The organism is Bartonella sp. 1-1C (assembly GCF_002810325.1).
GTDB classification, from domain to species: Bacteria; Pseudomonadota; Alphaproteobacteria; order Rhizobiales; family Rhizobiaceae; genus Bartonella; species Bartonella rochalimae.
On sequence record NZ_CP019489.1, the window covers coordinates 1399265 to 1421832 of the forward strand.

Annotated in this window: 17 protein-coding genes and 1 tRNA gene; 11 read left to right on the forward strand and 7 right to left on the reverse strand. The window is 33.8% G+C overall.

Going from position 1 to position 22568, the window contains the following annotated elements:
• Window positions 1-467: 467 nt before the first annotated feature.
• A complete protein-coding gene (locus B11cv2_RS06275) occupies window positions 468-1169 on the reverse strand; it encodes a TlpA disulfide reductase family protein (protein WP_100693781.1) in 702 nt (233 codons plus the stop codon).
• Window positions 1170-1202: 33 nt separating this feature from the next.
• On the opposite strand from B11cv2_RS06275, the gene argH reads away from it, so the two are divergent.
• The 5 genes from argH (at window position 1203) to B11cv2_RS06300 (ending at window position 7661) form a co-directional block, all read left to right on the forward strand.
• On the forward strand, window positions 1203-2603 hold the full coding sequence (argH, locus tag B11cv2_RS06280; protein ID WP_100693782.1) for an argininosuccinate lyase: 1401 nt from the start codon (window positions 1203-1205) through the stop codon (window positions 2601-2603).
• 64 nt (window positions 2604-2667) lie between these two features.
• Window positions 2668-2847: a hypothetical protein gene (locus tag B11cv2_RS06285; RefSeq protein ID WP_100693783.1), complete on the forward strand. Its 180-nt coding sequence runs from the start codon at window positions 2668-2670 to the stop codon at window positions 2845-2847.
• 7 nt (window positions 2848-2854) lie between these two features.
• A complete protein-coding gene (lysA, locus tag B11cv2_RS06290) occupies window positions 2855-4126 on the forward strand; it encodes a diaminopimelate decarboxylase (RefSeq protein WP_100693784.1) in 1272 nt (423 codons plus the stop codon).
• Between the two features lie 115 nt (window positions 4127-4241).
• Window positions 4242-6659 (forward strand): TIGR02302 family protein, encoded by a 2418-nt coding sequence (locus tag B11cv2_RS06295; protein WP_100693785.1) that lies wholly within the window; start codon window positions 4242-4244, stop codon window positions 6657-6659.
• Window positions 6660-6920: 261 nt separating this feature from the next.
• Complete coding sequence (locus B11cv2_RS06300; protein WP_100693786.1) at window positions 6921-7661, forward strand: class I SAM-dependent methyltransferase; 741 nt, start codon at window positions 6921-6923, stop codon at window positions 7659-7661.
• A gap of 61 nt (window positions 7662-7722) precedes the next feature.
• On the opposite strand, the gene B11cv2_RS06305 is transcribed toward B11cv2_RS06300, so the two are convergent.
• Entirely contained in the window at window positions 7723-8403 is a 681-nt protein-coding gene (locus B11cv2_RS06305; protein ID WP_100693787.1) for a response regulator transcription factor, read from the reverse strand.
• 67 nt (window positions 8404-8470) lie between these two features.
• Between B11cv2_RS06305 and B11cv2_RS06310 the strand changes: the two genes are divergently transcribed.
• On the forward strand, window positions 8471-9034 hold the full coding sequence (locus B11cv2_RS06310; RefSeq protein WP_100693788.1) for a L,D-transpeptidase: 564 nt from the start codon (window positions 8471-8473) through the stop codon (window positions 9032-9034).
• Here the strand turns inward: B11cv2_RS06310 and B11cv2_RS06315 are convergent.
• Both B11cv2_RS06315 and tsaD read right to left on the reverse strand, forming a co-directional pair.
• Entirely contained in the window at window positions 9031-9459 is a 429-nt protein-coding gene (locus B11cv2_RS06315) for an EVE domain-containing protein (RefSeq protein WP_100693789.1), read from the reverse strand. The two genes, B11cv2_RS06310 and B11cv2_RS06315, sit on opposite strands and share 4 nt — an antisense overlap.
• A gap of 36 nt (window positions 9460-9495) precedes the next feature.
• Window positions 9496-10590: a tRNA (adenosine(37)-N6)-threonylcarbamoyltransferase complex transferase subunit TsaD gene (gene tsaD / locus B11cv2_RS06320; protein WP_100693790.1), complete on the reverse strand. Its 1095-nt coding sequence runs from the start codon at window positions 10588-10590 to the stop codon at window positions 9496-9498.
• A 1302-nt stretch (window positions 10591-11892) separates the two neighbouring features.
• On the opposite strand from tsaD, the gene B11cv2_RS06325 reads away from it, so the two are divergent.
• Window positions 11893-13776, forward strand: coding sequence for a hypothetical protein (locus B11cv2_RS06325; protein ID WP_100693791.1), 1884 nt, complete (start codon window positions 11893-11895; stop codon window positions 13774-13776).
• Window positions 13777-14717: 941 nt separating this feature from the next.
• On the opposite strand, the gene holA is transcribed toward B11cv2_RS06325, so the two are convergent.
• Window positions 14718-15761, reverse strand: a complete 1044-nt coding sequence (gene holA, locus B11cv2_RS06330; protein ID WP_100693792.1) for a DNA polymerase III subunit delta — start codon at window positions 15759-15761, stop codon at window positions 14718-14720.
• Window positions 15762-17520: 1759 nt separating this feature from the next.
• Here holA and B11cv2_RS06335 point away from each other — a divergent pair.
• A tRNA-Gly gene (locus B11cv2_RS06335) sits at window positions 17521-17595 on the forward strand.
• A 51-nt stretch (window positions 17596-17646) separates the two neighbouring features.
• On the opposite strand, the gene thiD is transcribed toward B11cv2_RS06335, so the two are convergent.
• Window positions 17647-18507, reverse strand: coding sequence for a bifunctional hydroxymethylpyrimidine kinase/phosphomethylpyrimidine kinase (thiD, locus tag B11cv2_RS06340; RefSeq protein WP_100693793.1), 861 nt, complete (start codon window positions 18505-18507; stop codon window positions 17647-17649).
• Window positions 18508-18622: 115 nt separating this feature from the next.
• Between thiD and B11cv2_RS06345 the strand changes: the two genes are divergently transcribed.
• The 3 genes from B11cv2_RS06345 to B11cv2_RS06355 all read left to right on the forward strand — a co-directional run bounded on the left by B11cv2_RS06345 (window position 18623) and on the right by B11cv2_RS06355 (window position 21711).
• A complete protein-coding gene (locus B11cv2_RS06345) occupies window positions 18623-19438 on the forward strand; it encodes a 1-acyl-sn-glycerol-3-phosphate acyltransferase (RefSeq protein ID WP_100693794.1) in 816 nt (271 codons plus the stop codon).
• A gap of 97 nt (window positions 19439-19535) precedes the next feature.
• Window positions 19536-20618, forward strand: a complete 1083-nt coding sequence (locus B11cv2_RS06350) for a D-alanyl-D-alanine carboxypeptidase family protein (RefSeq protein WP_100693795.1) — start codon at window positions 19536-19538, stop codon at window positions 20616-20618.
• Between the two features lie 31 nt (window positions 20619-20649).
• On the forward strand, window positions 20650-21711 hold the full coding sequence (locus tag B11cv2_RS06355) for a GTP-binding protein (RefSeq protein WP_100693796.1): 1062 nt from the start codon (window positions 20650-20652) through the stop codon (window positions 21709-21711).
• A gap of 96 nt (window positions 21712-21807) precedes the next feature.
• Here B11cv2_RS06355 and B11cv2_RS06360 read toward each other — a convergent pair whose 3' ends face one another.
• On the reverse strand, window positions 21808-22557 hold the full coding sequence (locus tag B11cv2_RS06360; RefSeq protein ID WP_100693797.1) for a murein L,D-transpeptidase family protein: 750 nt from the start codon (window positions 22555-22557) through the stop codon (window positions 21808-21810).
• Window positions 22558-22568 lie beyond the last annotated feature (11 nt).

Genomic DNA, 22568 nt, shown 5'->3' on the forward strand with positions numbered 1-22568 from the left:
GCAAAAGACAAACACAAAAAACGCATATCATTTTCGGAAATGGAATTAATATTAATTTTCTAAAATCTGGAATTGCCCATAATATAAAACTTTTATCCGCTTGAAATATTGATTGTAACCAACTGTTTGTTTTCTCCTAAAATCTCCCTTATCGTGAGAGTGATTTTCACTGTAAACCTCATTCTATAAATATCAAGATTAAATGATAATCATAAACGAAGCTCACTTGTACAAATATAACTTCTTTGAGCACGTGAAATATAAATTCTGCAGCCTAAATGAATGTGCTTCATCAATGAGGTATTTTCTTATCGAGAGTGTGATTGGTCAAACTGTTAAGAATAAACAATCTTTAGAAATAAAGCTATCTAACAGGTGAACCTTTCCTTTTTTATTGCAAAAATACACCTGCTTTATCCATGAGTCTTAGATTTAATCGCACTCCATTTAAAATTTAATTATTAAAGTTATAAATTCTCTTCAATAACGGCTTTTATAAGCGCTTTTGCATCATCATCAGCCCATGGAGCAGCACCATTAAACGAAGCAATAAGATAACCATCTTTACTTATGAGAAATGTGATAGGCAAACCTAAAGCGAGTCCTTTTTTTCTAATATCCTGAAAAATATTCATTGTATTATCCCGATAATAAACTAAATTATCAGCATGAGCATCATTTAAAAACTTTTGAATTTTTTCAGCAGAAGTATTTTTATCAACATTAATAGCTATAACATCAAAATTATTTCCCCCCATATCACGTTTTAATCGTGCTAATTCTGGCATTTCTGCACGACAAGGTGCGCACCAAACAGCCCATAAATTGACGAGTATTGGTTTTCCCCTAAATTCAGACAAATTATGATCTTCTCCCTCAATATCTTTAAAAGACAATTGGTTCATATCATAAGGAGTATCGGCAAATCGTATATGTGTAAAAAAGCCCTTTGCTGCTTTTTTAATTGCTCTTATTTTTTCCGTCTGTTGCTTATTGATATCTGTTTCTTGAGCTCTTACCTCTGAAATAAAATTTGGAAAGAATACTCTTCTGTTGTTGTTATTTTGATTGATTGTTGTGTATAAACTTAAAACAATCATAAAAAACATAAGGAAATATTGTGTTGTTTTATTCTTATTTTTTCGGCTGATAAAAATTTTATGAATCATAATTTTTGTCCTTTTCAATAGGTATTTTAAGATATGGCAGATGAAGAATTAAAAAACCAGATGTGGGGCGGTCGATTTAAAGCAGGACCTGCCGCAATTATGGAAGAAATTAACGCTTCAATTGATTTTGATCAAAAACTTTATAAACAAGATATTGAAGGTTCACTTTGTCATGTAGCCATGCTAGCTCAAACAAAAATCATCTCACAATCCGACTATGAAAAAATTACCCATGGCTTAAAGAAGATTCGTCAAGAAATTGAAATGGGTACATTCACATTTTCACGAAAACTTGAAGATATTCATATGAATATTGAAGCACGGCTGAGTGAATTAATTGGCCCTGTTGCAGGACGTTTACATATAGCACGTTCACGAAATGATCAAATCGCTGTTGATTTTCGTTTGTGGGTACGAGAAAAAATGCAAAAAATGACCCAAGCTTTAAAAGAGTTGATAAAACAACTCCTGATTCGAGCAGAACAGCATGTCGACACTTTTATGCCAGGTTTTACGCATTTACAAACCGCACAACCTGTTACATTTGGTCACTATATGATGGCCTACGTTGAAATGTTTAGTCGAGATTTATCGCGTATGCATGATGCCATTGAACGAATGAATGAATCCCCCCTAGGAGCTGCTGCTCTAGCAGGTACAAGTTTTCCGATTGATCGTTTTATGACAGCAGAAGCATTAGGTTTTCGTGAGCCAACGCGTAATTCGATTGATAGTGTTTCAGATCGTGATTTTGCATTAGAATTTTTAAGCGTTGGGACTCTTTGTGCTATGCACCTTTCCCGTTTAGCAGAAGAAATTGTTCTTTGGTCGAGTGCACAATTTCATTTTATTCGTTTATCAGATGCTTTTTCAACGGGTTCATCTATTATGCCACAAAAGAGAAATCCTGATGCTGCCGAGCTTATACGCGCTAAAGCAGGGCGATTAAATGCTGCTTTGATTGGACTTTTAACAGTGATGAAGGGTTTACCCCTTGCTTATTCAAAAGATATGCAGGAAGATAAAGAATATGTATTTGATGGAGCTTTGAGTTTGGAATTATCGCTAGCAGCCATGACAGGGATTATTGGTGATCTTGAAGTTAATAAAGAAGCCATGAAACAAGCAGCTCATTTTGAATATGCAACAGCAACTGATTTAGCTGATTGGCTTGTTCGTGAATTAGGGCTTCCTTTTCGTGAGGCGCACCATATTACTGGATCTATTGTAGCATTAGCAGAAAAAAAACAGTGCACTCTTAATGAGCTAACATTAGTTGAACTTCAAACGATACATCCCAATATCAATGCAACCATTTTTGATATTTTGACAGTTGAGAAATCCGTTAAAAGCCGGAAAAGTTTTGGTGGAACAGCACCTTCAGAAGTTCTGCGTCAAATTTCTTATTGGAAAAAGCGCCTTATAGCCGCTTAAGTGATTTTATTTTTTAATACAAAAAATAAGACAGAAACAATATCGACATAATAGGAAAAGATATATGATAACCATTGTGAAAAACTTAATAATTATTCTTTTTTGCAGTGTTATCATAGTTGGATGTGGACGGAGAGAAATACTAGATTTACCATCTTCAACAATCATGAATCCTTCACAAGAAGCATTTATTTCTGAAAGAAAAGCAGATAAGCCTTTTTTTCTTGATCAGCTGATACAATAGGTTTTTTATGCATTTCTTTTCTTATTATCAAGGCGAACTTCACGCTGAAAACCTTTCACTTTCTATTCTTGCGCAAAAGGTAGGGACTCCTTTTTATTGCTATTCAGCGCGTACACTTATTACAAATTTTGAAAACTATCAGCAAGCATTTCAAGATATGCCTTCTCTAATTGCTTATGCGGTCAAAGCGAATTCTAATCAAGCGATTTTACGGCTCTTAGCACGGAGTGGAGCAGGAGCTGATGTGGTATCAGAAGGTGAACTCCGACGTGCACTTGCTGCCGGTATCCCTGCTCACCGAATTATTTATTCTGGTGTTGGTAAAACAGTTAAAGAGATTGATTTTGCTCTTACGCAAAATATTCATTGTTTTAATGTTGAATCAGAACCAGAACTTGAACAATTATCAGCACGTGCTGCTGCACTTTCAACAACAGCACCCATTTCATTACGAATTAACCCAGATGTGGATGCAAAAACTCATAAAAAAATCACAACAGGGAAATCTGAAAATAAATTCGGTATTCCACTCTCATCAGCACGAGAAGTATATAAAAAAGCCGCTCAATTGCCTAGCTTATATATCTGTGGTGTCGATATACATATTGGCAGTCAGATTTGTGATTTAAAACCCTTTGAAGATGCTTTTCTTATTACAGCAGATTTTGTCCGTCAGTTGTGGAATGATGGTTATACCATAACCCATGTTGATATTGGAGGAGGACTTGGAATTCCTTATGGTTCTGAACATCACTCCGTGCCTTCTCCTTTTGATTATGCAGCACTCGTTAGAAAACATATTGCCCCTTTAGGGATCAATATTATTCTAGAGCCTGGACGTAGTATTGTTGGTGAAGCTGGCATACTCGTCACATCTGTAATACATTTAAAAAGGGGAAAAGAGCGAAATTTTGTTATTGTTGATGCAGCAATGAATGATTTCATTCGCCCAACACTGTATGAAGCTTGGCAAAATGTGCTCTTGGTAAAAGAAAAAATAGATACTCCACTGATCAATGCAGATATTGTTGGCCCTGTTTGTGAAACGGGTGATTATTTAGGTTTGAATCGTTCTTTACCGCTCTTGTCGAAAGGAGATCTTTTGGTTGTTACAGGAGCAGGAGCTTACGGTGCGGTTATGTCAAATACTTATAATAGCCGACTTTTAATACCAGAGGTTTTAGTTCAAGATATGCGGTATGCAATTATTCGTCCACGTCTTGATTATGCACAATTGATCGGACTCGATCAAATTCCAGATTGGATTGAAAATTTTTAAATATCTTAGTCTTATTTTCACTCAACTCTCATGAAACAATTTATTTTCTCATAATTATTTTGTATGAATCTTATGATTTCAATGCACCGTTATAAAAAAAGGTAACTATTTATCTATGAACAATAAAAACATCAAAAGTTTTTCAGAACTAAAGCTTTTGTTTGTGCGCATTCTTGTTTGGTGTCTCCTATTTTGCGAGCGAATATGGCCACGATTATTACCCTTTTTTCTTGCTATGAGCCTTTTATATTCGCTAAGTTGGTTTGGCATTTTCAATGCTCTTGGTTATTGGGCGCATTTATTTCTTCTGTGGCTTATTCTTTTTATAGCAGCGGGGAGTCTTTTTCTGCTTTTCGGTTTCCGTTTGCCTACAATCAAAGATATTAATGACCATATCGAACAAACAAATAATCTCAAACACCAACCTCTCAACGTTCAAAAGGATCGTTTACACTTTGAAGATGAAGGAGATATAACTACAAATATTTGGCATGAACATCAACGCCGTATGGCAGAACAATTATATCACTTGCGAATTAGATCAGTTTACCTCAAGAGTGCTTCCTACGATCCTATGGCTCTTAGAGCTTTATTTATTCTATTTTGTGTTTGTGCTTTTAGTTTTTCTTTTGGTTCATCAGGTGGACGTTTAGCAGATGCATTTGATTTTCGTCCTACCGTTGATGAAACATTAATGCGCGTTGATGCTTGGGTTACACCACCTGCTTATACAGGAGTTGCACCCATTTATTTAACGCAAAATGAAACAACACAATTTACAATTCCTGAAGGTAGTGAGGTTGTTGTACGTATTGTCAATGGTGCTGGTATTACAGTAACAGCAATCTCTGAAGAAGATGGTCAGAAAATTTCACTTACTAAGAAGAACGAACAACCGGCTTTAAATAATTCAATTATTCGTTTTGAAACACACTTAGAGCGTTCAATTTATTTATCTTTATCATCGCGCCATAAGCAACAAAAATGGCATTTACGCATGATTAAAGATCAGTTACCAGCGATTCATTGGCTAGAAAAACCAGGAAGAATTTTATCTGGATCATTAGAATTGCAGTATGAAATGGATGATGACTATGGAGTTACAAATGCTTTTGTTGAAATAGAACCTTTTTTTGATCAAGAAAAAAATAGTTCTCCCCTTTATAAAGCACCTGAAATAAAGCTTCTTTTAGCACGTGGTGGAAAAGGTAAAATGCGGACAGTGCAAGATTTATCAAGCCATCCGTGGGCTGGTTCAGAAGTAAAAATTACTTTGATAGTACAAGATGGTGCTGGCCAACAGGGACGCAGTAAAACTTTTATCATGACATTACCAGAGCGTATTTTTGCAAATCCTGTTGCACGTGCAATCAATGAACAACGTCGTTTATTGGCTCTTAATGCATCTGAACGCGAGCATGTGCTTGATATGATTTCTGCTTTGCTTTTACGTCCAGAAAATGGTCTTCAAAATACAACTCACTTCCTTCTTTTACAGAGTGCATGGACAAGGCTTTCTATGGCACAAACAGAGGATCAATTGCGAGATGTCGTTGATTATTTATGGACAATTGCTTTAGGTATTGAAGATAATCAGCTCGAGTCTGCTCAACAGAGATTAAAACAAGCACAAGCTGCTCTCCGTGATGCATTGCAGCATGGTGCTTCCGCTGCTGAAATCGAGCGACTTATGGCAGATTTACGACAAGCTGTAAATGATTATATCCATGCTTTAGCTGAAAAAGCACCAGAAGATAAAGATTCAAGAGAGGCTACTCTCTCTATAGATACATTACAAAATAAACTGAATTCAATTGAAGAAATGGCTAAAATGGGTTCTTCTTCTGCAGCGGAACAACTTTTAACTGAAATTGAACAAACACTTGATCATTTGCAAATACGGAAAAGTCATCAAACAAACGAGCAAAACGAAAATCAAACGACACAAATGAAAGAAAAAATAGATCAACTTGGTGATTTAATGCGTCGTCAGCAAGAAATTCTTAATGATACACACAATTTAGAAACAGATCAGCGACATAGAAACAGTACGCCCAAAGTACAGAGTGAATCTTTAAAAGAACGCCAAAATAAGTTGCAATCTGAATTATCAATATTGAAAAAAGAATTGACAGCAGAAGGATTTGAATCAAGTGATGACCTGAAAGAAGCAGAAGAGAAAATGAATTCTGCAAGAGATGCTTTTGATAAGCAAGACTATGAATTGTCAATAAAAAATCAATCAGATGCTTTAGAAGCTTTACGACAAGGCGCACAAAATATGTTAAAAAAGATGCGTAACATGCTCAATAAAGAAAAAAATAATCAGAATGCCATTCATAGCCGTAAAGACCCATTAGGGCGTCCACTCTCTTCAGAAATTGACCAAAAACAAGAAGGTGTAATTGAACCAAAAGCAAATGATAGAATGCGCGCACGGCAAATTTTGGACGAAATTCGCAAACGCCTTAGCAATGAGTATATTTCAGAAGAAGAAAAGAATTATCTTGAAAGATTACTTCATTTTAATTGAAGAAAAAAATTTTGCGACTATTTTGAAAATATAGTGCAAATTATTATAAAATAAAAAAGCACTACAGATAATAATAAAGTTAATTACTTATAATAAAGGAGACGCTAAAATAACTTTTTCCCCATGCTTTTAAAATCATTCGGATGAAGGAAATTAAAGATTAATATTTTTCTTCTTGAGACAAAAAAGCAGAATTCCATATAAACTTAAGTGTGTGAAAACTTGCGATACTTGAAATTTGCTTCTAAACGGTATTTTAAATTGGATATAATTACATTAAAAGATTTTTATACTTCTACGCTTGGTATGCGTGTGCAAATGACAGTTTGTGATCAGTTAAATGTCTGTTGGCCTGATCTTATAGATAAACGAGTTATGGGCCTTGGCTATACACTTCCTTATCTTTCTGCATTGCGTAAACGTGCAAAGCAATGTTATGCTTTTATGCCTGCTAGTCAAGGAGCATCATCTTGGCCATATCCCGATAAAGTTGCTACAGCACTTGTTTTTGAAGAAGATTTGCCTCTTCCAGATGCTTCGATTGATTGCATTTTATTAATACATGCACTTGAATATACAAAAAATTCATACGAAACACTAAACGAAATATGGCGTGTTTTAATTCCTAATGGTCGCCTTATTGTTATTGTTCCTAATCGTTATGGATTATGGGCACGTAATGATCGTACACCTTTTGGTTATGGCAAATCTTATAGCCGACAACAAATAGTTCGTTTATTAAGAGAAACTAATTTTATTACTGAATCAGTAAAAGAAATTGTACATTATATGCCCTCTTTAAGCTGTATATCGCGGTTATTTTCATTTTTTTATAAATCATTAGCAAGCCATATTTTTCCTTATTTTGGTGGACTTTTAATGTGTTCAGCAGAAAAACATGTCTATCAAGGTTCTTTTGTGCAACGTCATCAGTCACGACGCATTTTTATTCCTACACTAACACCACAAACATGTACAAAGAGACAGATCACCTTAATCTAAATTTTTATCTTAGAACAATGTTATCTGAATTTGTATTTCAAACAGCGCGCATCCAGCACAATTAAAAATTCAAACGATATCCATTATGATCGGTAATAAGAATTTTTGCTTTAGAAGGATTTTTTTCAATTTTTTTACGCAAACGATAAATATGAGTTTCTAATGTATGCGTGATAATATTTGCGTTGTAGCCCCAAACGTGTTCCAATAATGCTTCACGGTTTACAATTTTATCTCTGGTCTCATAAAGATATTTAAGAATTGCTGTTTCTTTTTCTGTAAGGTTAATTATATTGTTCTGCTGATCAATAAGGAATTTTTCTCTAGGTTTAAAAATATAAGGACCAAGATCAAAAGAATCTTCATTGTGTTCATATTGGCGCAATTGAGCGCGAATACGAGCTAAAAGCACTGAAAAACGAAAAGGTTTTGTCACGTAATCATTAACACCCATTTTAAAATCTAGAATAGTATCGCAATCTGTATCACAATAAGTAATCATAATAATGGGAGCACGAAATCCTTGGGAGCGTAATTTTTTTACAGCTTCACGACCATCAAGATCGGGAAGTCCTACATCAAAAATAGCGAGATCAACACTTTCTTTTTGAGCCATTATAATCCCTATTTCAGCAGTTTTTGTTTGAAGCACTTCAAACTCTTTATGAATTTGCAATTGTTCTACAAGAATAGAACGAAGATCGTTATCATCCACAACGATTAAGAGAGTATAGTCCTTCATTTTTTTTCCTATAAAATACATTTACACTAAAATTAAATGGAGAATAATTTCATGAAAATAGGATTTCTTGCAAGTGGCATTAAAAAAGAAAATATATAAAAAACAAGCTTTTGTTTCTTCTATTGTTATCCGTCGACAAACAGGTATGCAGACACGGGGTATTCTGTGTATTGGTCAGCATCGTTTTTTCTGTGCTTTAGGGAGAGCTGGTATTTCTGCTTTTAAACGTGAAGGTGATGGTGCTACTCCTTTAGCAAATATGCGTTGTTTAGGGGGATTTCGCAATAATTTTTACCGTTATTTCCCACGTTCAATTTTAGCAATCCGTCATATTCAAGCACACGACGGTTGGTGTGATGCAAGTGGAGATGCCAATTATAATCGTTTGGTACGTCTTCCTTATCCGAAAAGTACTGAAAAGATGCAACGTAAAGACGGCCTCTATGATATAGGCCTTATTCTAGATTGGAATATTACAGAACGAAAGATGGCAAAAGGAAGCGCTATTTTTATCCATTTAGCACAAAATAATTATATGCCAACAGAAGGATGTATCGCACTTTCATATCGTGATACGCAACGTATTTTGCCTTATATTAATCGGCAAACAAAAATTATTATTCTAGGTTAAAGGTATGCTACTTTTAATCCTCCCATAAAACAAATTTCTTTCCATTCATCTTCTGTAACTGATTGTACCGATAAGCGCATAGCTTTAACCAGCATCATATTTTTTAATTTTGGATTAGCTTTAATTTGTTTTAATGAAACGGGATTTGGTATATCACAAATAGCACGAATATCTACACATTCCCAGCGTGGATCTGAACTGGTAGAATCAGGATGTGCTTCAGCACATACTTCCACAATACCAACTATTTCTAATCCTTGATTTGAGTGATAAAAAAAACCTTTATCGCCATATTTCATAGCGCGCATATTATTGCGCGCTTGATAATTGCGCACACCATCCCATTGTTCACCATCAATTCCTTTTTGTTTTTGCATGTCCCACGACCACTTAGAAGGTTCAGATTTGAAAAGCCAATAAGCCATAAAATTTCCTTTATAAACTTTAATAAGTTTTCAGGTTTATACTTTTACTCCACGACGCCCTGTTCCAATTACAGGAAGAGATTTTTCATCTAATGGCCAGCGTGAGCGAGGTCCAATATCAAGAGAACTTACTTGTCCCCGTGCTAAACGTTCAGCACCAGCAAAAGCAATCATTGCAGCATTATCGGTACATAAAGAAAGAGGTGGAGCAATAAATTCAAAACCGCGTTGATGAGCAAGCTTTTGCAAACTAGAACGAATAGCTTGATTAGCTGCGACTCCTCCAGAAACGACTAAAGTAGGAAGAGGAGATGCCTCATGACGAAAAAAAGGATAATGGTCGATAAATCGTTGTAACGATAAACCAACTCGATCCTGCAATATATCGATAACAGCTGCTTGAAAACTTGCAGCAATATCGGAAACATCACTTTCTGTTAAAGGTGCCATAGCTGTTGCAACTTGCCGAACAGCCGTTTTAAGACCAGAAAAGGAGAAATCTAACCGCTTATCACCCTTCAAAGGTCGTGGAAGAGAAATACGATTTTTATCCCCCAATAAAGCAGCTTTTTCAAGTGCTGGACCACCAGGATAGGAAAGACCTAAGAGTTTTGCGGTTTTATCAAAAGCCTCTCCTAATGCATCATCAATAGTGGTTCCTAAACGCTGGTAATTTCCCACCTCATGAACAAGGATTGTTTGAGTATGCCCCCCTGAAACTAAGAGCAATAAATAAGGAAAATTAACATTATGCGTTAAAACAGCTGTCAAAGCATGTCCTTCTAGATGGTTAACACCAATAAAAGGCTTTCTGGTAGCAAAAGCTAACGCTTTTGCACTCATGAGCCCAACTAAAAGTCCTCCTATCAACCCAGGACCACTTGTTGCTGCAATGGCATCAATATCTTTGAGTTTTAGATCAGCTTCTGTAAGCGCTTGGAGAATCAGACTATCAAGAATTTCAACGTGAGCACGTGCAGCAATTTCAGGAACAACACCACCATAAGGCGCATGATGAACAATTTGGCTCCAAATAATATTGGAAAGAATACGGCTTTTTCCCTCATTGTTGTGCTCAATAACAGCAACTGCAGTTTCATCACAACTTGTTTCTATTCCCAATAAACGCATTTTAGGCCAAATCTCATATTATGAAACCTCTGTAAAGAAGATACGTATCATGAATAAAGAAAGATGCAAAGAATTTCACTTTAAATTAATCAGTCTAAAAATAAATAGATTTCACTATATAATTTTAATAAAGGTTATGGGAGTAATTTTTGCACTCATCAAAAAAATGATCAGACCAATCGCTTTTTGCATATACTTATAAATTTTTGTACAATCTCTATACTATTATAAAATGCTTTATGGTAATGATTCAATCGCATAAAATGTGATGCTGTAGTTTGATTTATTTCATCATAAGATAGATCACTTCTTTGATTCTTTGGCAAAGTAAAATATACATTACATTAACTTAATAATACTTGTAAGATGGGTTATAAATATTATATGTTTCTTAAATTTCACCGATTTCAACAAATTCTGTCATAAGATTACCAATTATTTGGCTATAATTGTTTCTTCATAGCAAAAAGTAATAAAAAATCATTATCATACTAACATTAAAAGAATAATTGCATCAATTACGGCATATATTACGTACTTTTTAGAGAGTGCAAATTTATGAAGAATTCTTACATAATATAATAATCAATACTTCTTACTTTATTTACATCAATATGGAAACGCTAATATCTGGATTAGTCAACGTGAGCAATACCCCCATCTTCTTATAAGTTCTACAAAAAAACAAAGAGATGGTTTACAACAGCGTGATGCTCATCAATGACAAATGAGCACATTTTAATTGCTTTTTCTGAAATAACTACTAAAAAAATCATTCTAAGTAGATCTATAAGCTTGTGCATTTAGAAAATTATATGTCCTTATTATGGCTATCATAACAACAACTTTTCTTAAAGTATCATCTTGTATCTCCTTTATTAATCAAAGTATTGAAGATTTTTTTACATTTATTCCAATTGGATGGAAATGAGCAATTTACAGAAAAATTATGAAAATATAAACTATCGAGTAATTTTTGAAAAAGAAGATCATCAGTTTACAAATATTTCTAAGCTCCAAGAATTTTAATGCATTACAAAAATGAAATTCATTATAATTTAGAAATATAAAAGATATGTCTTTTATCATTTACAATAAGAAATATTTTTCTCGAATCCTGTAAAAACCGAGCAAAATCGTTAATGATTATTTTCTTTATTATACGATATCTAGTGTTTTATAAAACACAAAATAAAAAAAACGTAAAAACACTTATAACTACTATTGAAAAATTCTCTTTTTCATGTTTACTAACAATTTATATAGGGTGGGGTTAATTCTTATATTTTTAAAGGATCTGCTATGCCCTTACAAAAAAAAGTTTTCTCAAAATTTAAATCTCTTTCTCAAGAAAAAACATCTTCACTAGAAAAGCAATTATCAAAATTAAGAGATGGCGTTCCCTTGACTAAAGGTCTTTCATCAAAATTAAAAGATAACATTCCTTCAGCTAAAGGCCTTTCATCAAAATTAAAACAAGATCTCTTACCAGAAACGGTCGAACAACCAAAATATCGCCTTATATTCACAGGGAAGAATCCTGCACCTTATCGTATTGTAGCCATTAGATCTTTTGGAAATGTAACAGAAGGTGACCTTGGTGGTTCTGTTGAAAATGAAGAAAATTTATCGCAACAGGGCGATTGTTGGATTTATGGTAACGCTGAAGTTTTTGGAAACGCTAGAGTTTACGACAACGCTAAAATTATTGATAATGCTAGAGTTCATGGAAATGCCAAAATTTATGATAAAGCTTGTGTTTCTGAATATGCCCAAATTTACGGAAATGCTCGCATTTATGGCAAGTCTCACATTACTGACGATGCTAAAATTTATGGTCAGGCAAAAGTTTATGGACGTGCTAGAGTTTATGGACATGCCGAAATTTATGATGATGCAAAAGTTCACGGCAGAGCTGAAATTAATTGCCATGCAAAAATTTTTGATCACGCTGAGATTTATGAAAATGCTATTGTTACTCACAAAAGTAGAGTTCATGGCAAAGCTGAAGTTTTTGGTAATGCCCATATTAAGGAGCAAAGTGAAATTTTTGGTAAAAGCATGATTTGTGATGCTGCTATAATTTCTAACAATGCCAAGATTTTTGGAAATAGTAAGATTTACGGCAGCGCTCATATTTATAAAAATGCCGTAGTTAGTGGTGGAACGATTTATGAAAATGCAACAATTATGGATAATGCGCAAGTTTCTGGTTGCGCTAAGATTTTTGGAAACGCCAAAATTTATGATAATAGCAAAATTAGTGGTTACACTAAAATTTTTAATAATGCTAAGATTTTTGGAAACGCCGCAATTAGTGGAAATGCAAAGGTTTTTCAAAATGCTCAGGTTAAAAACAATGCTGAAGTTCGGGGAAATGCAAAAGTTTATGGTAACAGTATAATTTCGGATAATGCCAAGGTTTATGATGATGCTGAAGTTTACAATGAAGCTATGATTTATAAAAATGCTCGAGTTTTTGGGAAATCCATAGCTGCAGGAAAAGCCAAGGTGTATGATAATGCCCAACTTTACGGAAATGCTATAATTAGTGGACAGGTCCAATGTTTCGAAAATGCTAAAATTTATGGTCAAGCCAAAATTGCTGATAAAGTCAAAATTTATGGTCAAGCCAAAATTTATGAATTTGCCGAAGTCTGGGATTCTGCTAATATTTTTGGCGATGCTTGCGTTTTTGGAAAATCTCAGATTTTCGGCAATAGCGAGATATTTGATGATGCAAAAATTTATGATTTTGCTGCAATTACTGAAGATGTTAAAGTTTATGGTAATGCTAAAATTTATGGACATGCCAGAATTTTCGGTGGAGCGAAAATTTCAGGCGATACCTTCATTGCCGGACAAGTGAAAGTTTTTGGTAATCCTGAAATTTGTGATATGCGTCTCTTTAATTATGAGACAATTAGTGACAATCCATCTCTTCTTGATGAGAACCAAATGAAAATTCTTCATGGAAAAGAAAAACAAATTTTGAATGAAAGCAATTTGAATGACAACATAGCTAAAGTTTTGAATGAAAGGCAGATTGTAAATCTTAATAAAAAAGATTCTACGATTGAGGACATTGATGCAGCTCAGAAGATTAATAATAGTAACAATATCGAAATCAAACGCAACGTTTCCGAAATTGTTACTGCTAAAAATCCACTAAATTTTGCTGTATAAATATATCAGTATGCAAATATGAGAATGCGTATTATATCAAGCTCTTTATACGAATAGATAAAACGTATACTAAAGACTATAAAAAGTATAAAAATAAATATCAGAAAATGCCCTATCTTTATGTTCGATAGAGCATTTTTTGTGGTATTTTAGTTTTTATCCAATTACTGCTTAGAAGTAGTTAATAAATTAAACAGTGAATAATACTGTAAAAATATTTTTTGATAGGAGGCATATTACTAACAATAATAAACACGAAGAATCTCAAGTAAGTGGATTTAAGCTAAAGTGTTATTCTGTACAAAACTAAATTAGAAGGAGTTCTTCAAATCAGTAATAGCTCATACAAGTGTAGTATTGTGAACTGGGTGAAATTTTAGCTTATATGATTCAAATCTTAGATGCATAACAATGAATTATAGTTTGCTTATGAGAAAAATTCTTCTGATAAAAATATGGACCTAGAAGATTTGATAACAAGAAATCTCTATTTTTGAAAATCTGATATGAGAAGGCAATATGACATTGCCAATAAAGCATTCGTATGATGTATAAAATAATTTATGCAATTATTTTTCGGATATCAAAAGAGTTAAATAATTTATCATTAGTTCTTAATATAGACAACCAAATGATAGCTAATATTTTTTATATCATACTAATAAACAAGCAATAATTATCAATCTAAAGACAGCATCCGCTAATTAACGTCATTAAACAAGCACATAATACCTATAATTAACTCCGCAAATATCATATGATTGAGCAGTATTCATAGCCTTCTAAAATTAGCAAAGCCGCTTGTTGTATGATGAAACATAACAGACTATGGCATCGTATTATATATAATAATTGAGAAAAGAAAACTTCCTCTATACAATTTCTGCTGTACATATTCGTAAAAATATCACCAAAATCTTATGTAAATACAGCCAGATATCCTAAAAATTATTTTGGCACTTTGCAATAATCGTCAGTTTCAGTAAAACTTGATGAATGATTACTTCACTTAAAGGTGGATTTTTACGACTTTCCAAAATAGCCGATTGTATTTTTTTCATTGCACACAAAATTTTCTCTAAGTTCCAATATCTTAAGGCTTGTTCGATTATTTTTTTCCTTTGAAAAAAAATCGGTGGTTGCGCCTGAGAAATAACTGTAAAAGGAGTTTTACCTTCAATTTCTACTTGATAACGTAAAAGCTGTAATTGTTGAAAATGCCTTTGAGCTGTATTTAAAACAAAAAAAGATGTATTGTTTACAGCACAATAACGGCTAAAATAAATTTCAAAACTCGCTAAATCTCCTAGTAAAACAGCATCAACTACTTCATCTTGAGAAAGAGCACTCACATCGCTAACAATAGCTTTTACATCTTCAAAAGCAATGTGAGCCTTCTTTAAGGTATAAAGACACAACTTTTCCAATTCACTCCGTGATGCAAGACGATCTTCTCCAATATTTTGGTGCAAATATTGACGCGCTTCCAAAGAAAGAGTTACATTGAATTCATCTAAAATCTCATCAATCAAGATATCAAGAGAATGGGCATTATCTGCATAACAAGGCAAAGCAATTGCTGTTGATGCTGTTTCAATAATATTGCGTAATCCTACCCCTTTTTTTAAATCACCCGCTTCAATTAAAATAAAACTGGCTTCTGGTAGTTCTGTTATTAAAAGTTTAAGCGCCTTAAGAAATCCTTTTTGGTTAGCACCATTAGATATCCATATCAAACGATCACCACCAAAGAGCGATAAAGTGCGTGCTTCATCGCCTAATCGTGCAGGATCTTTATCAATTTCGGCTGCATCTAAACGAACAGTAGAAAAAGGATTTTCTATTGCCACCTGAGAGAGCTTGGCAAACCGTTGTGCACGCTCACAAACAAGACCGCGATCGGGTCCATAAATTAAAACGATAGGAAAAGAACGCGAAAAATGTTTTAAAAACTGATCAACTTCATGTGCTTTTTTCTGAGCCAAAATATTAATCCATTATTAAAAACTTCATTATAAATCTTCTGAAATAGTTCAATTTCACTACCTCCATCTTACTTTTACACTCTTTCTTCATACTGTCCAAAATGACCTTACGCTACGCAACAGGAAAATCTGATTCCTATAATAAAAAATCTAATGTATGGAATTCAACATTCTAATAATAATTTCCCCTTAATACATATTTAGTGTAAAATATCACAAAATCAGCTATTTCTGAACGAATACTCAAGAAACCACGTCAAATAATAATAACGTTATCTCAATACAGGAGACGCTGACAATTCTCTTGATAATGTCTCTTAAAAGCATCGTGTAGTTATTCTGAAGATATATTAGATCCCATTCAATACTTTTATAGCACAAAATGACTGTTTTAATAATTTACAATCATTTATCAGAGAGCAATGCTAATTTGATTTTTTACTTTTATCAAATTTCCATGCCAAAAAGCAAAATCAATACCTTATTTAAAAGGAAAGGATTTTATAGTTATTGATTTTATTATGTTTTTTATCCTATTTTTCACCTTTTGGACACTTTCCTACCGTTTTGATAGCAAGCCTTTTGCAATCATCACTTTTTATATTAAAGAGCAATTATATTATCGCCTATCCAGTCAAAAAACGATTTGAATTGTAATAAAGACTGTCTCATCTAAGTTTGCAGCTCTTGCCGCCACTAATTTTTTCAAACCACGAGCTGATTTTTTAAGACTAGCTTCATTACAAAACTTTTTAAATAAATTATCAAAACTCTCTTTAACGAATTTTCCCACTTTACCACAAATAAATATTGTATCTCAAATAGAGCTAATTTTAAAAGTTTTTGCTCATTTAGATCAAATAGACAAAAAGATACCTATTTGATGAATATTTTTACGGCAGAAAATAAGCTTTTGTCAATTTTGACTCTGAAAACAGGAACAAGAAATAAAGACAAATATCACCCCATTAGGAGACAATCATACTCAAACGTTGTAATAAAAAAATCATAGACTTAAAAAAGCGTTTAATGAATACGATTGTTGTTGACAAAATCAGTCATGCTGACCATAAAAATGCGTGCTATCACATCTAAAGTAGACATTTAATCAACGACTGGATTGTTGATTGTCAAATACAGACAGATAGAACACATATCTATGAAATAGGTGGTATAGAAAAGCAAGTTATTATGAGTTCTGTTCATGCAGATACTAATCGAGCCGTCGACTTACGAAATGTAGAAAAGAAGGAAAAGTACTTCTTGTATCAGTTGATTTCCAATGTATTTGGATCAGAAAGATTTCAATATGATCAGTATCAATTGAGCAAAACAAATCTTGAAATATGATAAACACTTATATGATTTGATAACATATTTAATAAATCAAGTTATAAAGATTAAAGAGTTTATAAAAATGAAAAAAGAACTATTCATTCATGAGACGATGTAGACGTACACTTAAGATCTTATTTCCAAATCTTAAAAAATAAATTAAAATCAATAAATTATGCAAAAGAAAAAGCACTGATATCCAAAATAATAATGGCAACAGCAGACTACCTTCCCATTTTCAATACGATCATATTACTGTTGCGTATAAAATAATTGTAGAGCTTAAGCATTTTCAAACTCAATTTTTACTCTTATTTTTAAAAAACAAAAAATAAATCTACTGAAACATTATTTTTTTGTTGCAATTCGGAAAAGCCTACGCCATACAGAGGGTGTTTAGGTAAAAAGTGGTTCAAATTTTTAAGCGGGTGTAGCTCAGGGGTAGAGCACAACCTTGCCAAGGTTGGGGTCGTGGGTTCGAATCCCATCGCCCGCTCCATTAGTGAATGTAAGCTTATTTTTTAAGCTATAAGCTTTTTAAGAGTCTTTCTTATCTATGATCCCAAAGTTCACAAAAATGGTGAAGTGGACCGCGTCCTTTGCCTACGTTTAAAGTATTTGAAGCAAATAAAGCGCTATTTAAATAATTTTTAGCTCTTTTAATCGCATCAAATAGAGGTTCTTTAGGTAAGAGTGCTGCAATCGCGGCCGAAAGAGTACAACCTGTACCGTGATTATTGGTTGTACCGAAACGGGAAGCCTCCAGCATTACAACACCCTTGGAATCACAATAAATATCAGGACTAGAAAGATCATAATAATTTGTAGTCTTGCAAGTAAGAACATCTAAATGCCCCCCTTTCAATAAAACAGCACTACACCCCAATGCCAAAAGCTGTGGACTTTGCTGATACATAGCCTCTAATGACCATTGTACTTCATGATTCAACAATATTGCTGCCTCAGGTAAATTTGGTGTAATCAACATTGACATAGGAATAAGAACACTACGAATAACTTCAATCGCATCAGGCTTCAACAGAACATCTCCACTCTTTGCCACCATAACCGGATCAAAAACAATAAAACGAGCTTTATAATGAGCCAAACGTTCTGCAATAACCTGTGCAATCTGAGCATTCGCCACCATCCCAATTTTGACGGCATCTACATGAATATCTTCAAAAACCGAATCAATTTGATCAGCAACAAAAGACGCATCCAATGGCTGAAAAGCACGCACACCCTGTGTATTCTGTGCAACAACAGCCGTAACTATGCTCATACCATAAGCTTTCATTGCTGAAAAAACCTTTAAATCGGCTTGCATTCCAGCACCACCAGAAGGATCAGTACCAGCAATGGATAAAATTCGTGGAATAAATTTTTCTTTATCAACCTGTAATGTCATATGATTTTTTCCTTATAATTTTAAATATTTTAAAAGGAGTACTTGAAAAAGTTTTAATTAAAGATGTTTTCTCATATAAATTGCATTATAAATAGAATTTCTTGATAGACATGAAATGGAAAATGTAGTGCTTATCTTTCGTTCTCTTCTTTTTACGTTTGTTTTTTACATAACAACTTTTGTACAGATGATTCTGTACGCACCTTTTTATTTTTTAATGCCGCGTAAACAAGCATGGATTGTACCTAAAATGTGGGCGCATATTACATTGTTTTTGCAAAAACACATTGCTGGAACAGATTATGAAATTGAAGGTATAGAAAATCTCCCTAGTGGAGCTTACATCATTGCTCCAAAACACCAATCCGCATGGGAAACTTTTAGCCTTGTTCCCTATTTTGATGATCCCGCCCTTATTATCAAACGTGAATTAATGTGGATTCCCCTTTTCGGTTGGTACATGGCAAAAACACAAGTCATTCCGATTAACCGAACAAGCCCTATTAAAGCTCTCAAAATCATTTTACAAAATGCAAAACAAAAAGCGAAGCAGGGGCGTGAAATTCTCATTTTCCCTGAAGGAACACGTAAACAACCTGGTCAAGATCCAGATTATAAACCAGGAATTACTGCTCTTTACAATGAACTTAAACTTCAAGTTGTCCCTATTGCTCATAATGCTGGTTTATATTGGCCACGTAATAATTTTCGTCGCTATCCAGGAACAATCCGTGTTCGTATTCTTCCTCCTATTAAAGCCGGTTTAAATAAACGCGATTTTCTAGATCAACTCATTCAAAAAACAGAGAAAGCTTGTGATGAATTACTCCTATTAGCTGCTCAAGATCCTAATCCTCCTCCTATGCCACCCTCTGCTGTTCAAAAACTTCAAATACTTGGCCATCATTGGAAAGGGCCTGTGCGTAATTAAATATTCATTCTCTTTAATGAATACACAAAAATCTTTACAATAAAACTCTAACAGTGCCAAACCACTTATAATTTAAAATAATGGGGGAATTTAATTTATGCACCAACTCTTCCACACGCTTTTTTTCTCTTTCATTCTAAGTATAATAAGCTCCCTAACTCTGGCTCATCCTTTCATCTCTGTTGATACGACAACTGGACGCATATTAAAGCATAATCAAGCTTTTGAACGTTGGTATCCTGCTTCTTTAACAAAATTAATGATGACGTATATTATTTTCCGAGCCATGAGCACAGGAAAAATTTCACCCTACAAGCACATCACCATCAGTAAAAATGCAGCGCAAGCACCTGCTATTCATTCAGGCTATAAAGCTGGTTCTGTTCTTACACTTGATACGGCCTTAAAAATTACTTTGGTTAAATCCACAAATGATTTAGCTATTGCTATAAGTGAAGCTATTTCGGGTTCACAAGAAGCTTTTGTAAAACAAATGAATGCAGAAGCTCGACGTCTAGGTATGTTTGGAACCAATTTTACAAATACAAGTGGATTACCAAACCCAAATAATTACTCCACAGCACGGGATATGGCTCTTTTAGCGGTTCAAATCCGCAGAGAATTTCCGCAATATACTCATTATTTTTCTATCCCAGCCATTGATTTTGGCAATGGAAAAAAAATTCAATCTAATTTAAATAATCTTATTGGTCGTTTTGATGGTATAGATGGCATGAAAACAGGATTTATTTGTGCTTCCGGTTTCAATCTTGTCGCTTCAGCAACCAGAAATAAGCGAACAATTATTGTTGTTATTTTAGGGTCGGAGAGCATCAATAAAAGAGAAGAAAAAGCAGCACAATTACTCGATGCAGGATTTTTGGACAAAGGATCTCCTCAATTAACATTAGCAACATTAGAACCTTATGGTACAAAAATATCACAAATAACCGATATGAAACAACAAATATGTACACCTGAAGCTATAAAAATGCGTCTAAATTCTTATGATGAAGAAGGAAATATCATTCTCACCTCACCTTTAATTACCGCTTTACCTTCTTCCATTTTTCCTTTGCAAGTAAGGCTCATCAGCGCACCGAAAACATTGAAAATCAATGGAAAAATAGTACGAGAAATTCCCATCCCATATAAACGACCCCCTATTCACCTCCTATGATAAAAGCAGTCAATCACATTTAATATTTCAAATGCAAACAACACGTATTCCTATCACTCTCATCACCGGTTTTTTAGGTTCTGGTAAAACAACTTTGCTTAATTATTTGCTTCGAGATCCTTTCTTAGCTAACAGTGTTGTTATCGTTAACGAATTCGGTGAAGTAAACATTGACCATCTTTTTGTTGAAAAAGCAACAGAAGGAATTATTGAATTAATAAACGGCTGTTTATGCTGCAATTTGCGCAGTGATTTAGTCGATACATTAGTTAATTTAATTGATCACACTCAAAAAAAATATCTCAAAAAATTAAATCGCATTATAATTGAAACAACCGGTTTAGCGAATCCTGCTTCTATTTTACAAGTTCTTTTAAACCATCCTGTCTTAACTCAAGCATTAGATATTGATGCTGTTATTACAACATTTGATGTATTAAACTCTCCTCCTATTCTTGAATCTCATCCTGAAATACAAAAACAACTAGTTTTTGCTGACAAAATTATCCTTACAAAAACTGATCTTATTGATCATACAATTCCCCTAGATTTTCTCACCAACAAACTCAAAGCTCTTAATCCCACGGCACAAATCATCATTTCCCATTCTGATCAATGCAACCCACATGAATTAATAAATAAAATAATTCGGAATAAAAAAGAAGGTAACATAGAGCTAAAAAAATGGCTTCCCACTGTTCCACATGATCATTCTCATTATCAAAATTTTCGCGCCTTTTCATTAGACTGTAATGAACTGATTCACTTTGCCACGTTAAAAGTTTTCCTCAACCTCTTAAAAGATCTTTATGGTGAAAAATTACTCCGTATAAAAGCCATTATCGCATTGCACGATAACCCACATAGTCCACTTATTTTTCATGGCGTACAAACATTTTTTCATCCACCAATAAGGCTTCCAAAGTGGCCAAAAGGCATTACAAAAACTCGCTTTGTCATCATTACTCATAATGTTGAAAAAAAGGAAATACAAAAACTATTTGATGCTTGTTTAAATAAACCAGCAATAGATACTCCAGACAAAACTGCTATTTTAGATAATCCTTTAATCATTCCAGGAGTAAAATTTTAATCTTCTTTGCACAGTAACAAATCAACTGCTTACATACAATTCACATCATATCAATCTTATAAATAAAAAATTGTATATTCTTAATATAGCTCATCCTTATAAAGCTACAGCAACTGAATTTTCATCAATAAAATGTTCAAAAACATAACGTTTATCATAAACAGTAATTTTGGGAGGTTTACGATTTTTTTCAAAAAAATCATAGCCTTCTTTGAGCATCATCCAAAATTCATAATGAGGGTTGGTATAATGACGCTGCATATTAGCATCGGTCATACGAAAAGGAAAAGCATGTAACTGAAACTCTTTTTGCCCGCCTCTAAAAGCATCCCGTGCAAAGGCATAAATTTGCGCCATATTCCTGTCATTCATTGAATAGCAACCTACAGAAGCACAAGCTCCATGAACCATAAGATAGCTCCCTGTACGGCCATGAATCTGATCATAAAGATTAGGAAAACCTATATTAAAAGAAAGATAATATTTTGAATAAGGATTCATTTGATTTTCCTGAACAGTATAAAAACCTTCTGGGGCTTGAAAATCGCCTTCTCGATATTTAGGCCCAAGCTGGCCTGACCATTTGCAAATGCCATAACTTACAACGAGAACAAATACTCCTGAACGATTTTGTTTCCAAATTTCAGCAATATTATCTTCCTTAAAAAATCTCATCATAATTGGTGCATACTGATCAATATCATACATAGCCATTTTATTGAGGATTTCTCGAGGCAATGATTGTTCAATTTTAGCTTTGAAAGAAGTAGGTAACCTCTCCTGACATGCCATTAACATTCCAGTTAGAATAAAAAGCACCGCTGAAAATAATCTATTTAATTTCATTTAAAAAAGGT

What these genes read in the sequence shown, in the direction of transcription:
- B11cv2_RS06355 (WP_100693796.1), top strand. Translation starts at nt 20,650, where the DNA reads ATGCAAACAACACGTATTCCTATCACTCTCATCACCGGTTTTTTAGGT.
- argH (WP_100693782.1), top strand. Translation starts at nt 1,203, where the DNA reads ATGGCAGATGAAGAATTAAAAAACCAGATGTGGGGCGGTCGATTTAAA.
- B11cv2_RS06295 (WP_100693785.1), top strand. Translation starts at nt 4,242, where the DNA reads ATGAACAATAAAAACATCAAAAGTTTTTCAGAACTAAAGCTTTTGTTT.
- B11cv2_RS06275 (WP_100693781.1), bottom strand. Translation starts at nt 1,169, where the DNA reads ATGATTCATAAAATTTTTATCAGCCGAAAAAATAAGAATAAAACAACA.
- B11cv2_RS06305 (WP_100693787.1), bottom strand. Translation starts at nt 8,403, where the DNA reads ATGAAGGACTATACTCTCTTAATCGTTGTGGATGATAACGATCTTCGT.
- thiD (WP_100693793.1), bottom strand. Translation starts at nt 18,507, where the DNA reads ATGACATTACAGGTTGATAAAGAAAAATTTATTCCACGAATTTTATCC.
- B11cv2_RS06325 (WP_100693791.1), top strand. Translation starts at nt 11,893, where the DNA reads ATGCCCTTACAAAAAAAAGTTTTCTCAAAATTTAAATCTCTTTCTCAA.
- B11cv2_RS06285 (WP_100693783.1), top strand. Translation starts at nt 2,668, where the DNA reads ATGATAACCATTGTGAAAAACTTAATAATTATTCTTTTTTGCAGTGTT.
- B11cv2_RS06345 (WP_100693794.1), top strand. Translation starts at nt 18,623, where the DNA reads ATGGAAAATGTAGTGCTTATCTTTCGTTCTCTTCTTTTTACGTTTGTT.
- B11cv2_RS06350 (WP_100693795.1), top strand. Translation starts at nt 19,536, where the DNA reads ATGCACCAACTCTTCCACACGCTTTTTTTCTCTTTCATTCTAAGTATA.
- B11cv2_RS06360 (WP_100693797.1), bottom strand. Translation starts at nt 22,557, where the DNA reads ATGAAATTAAATAGATTATTTTCAGCGGTGCTTTTTATTCTAACTGGA.
- lysA (WP_100693784.1), top strand. Translation starts at nt 2,855, where the DNA reads ATGCATTTCTTTTCTTATTATCAAGGCGAACTTCACGCTGAAAACCTT.
- B11cv2_RS06315 (WP_100693789.1), bottom strand. Translation starts at nt 9,459, where the DNA reads ATGGCTTATTGGCTTTTCAAATCTGAACCTTCTAAGTGGTCGTGGGAC.
- tsaD (WP_100693790.1), bottom strand. Translation starts at nt 10,590, where the DNA reads ATGCGTTTATTGGGAATAGAAACAAGTTGTGATGAAACTGCAGTTGCT.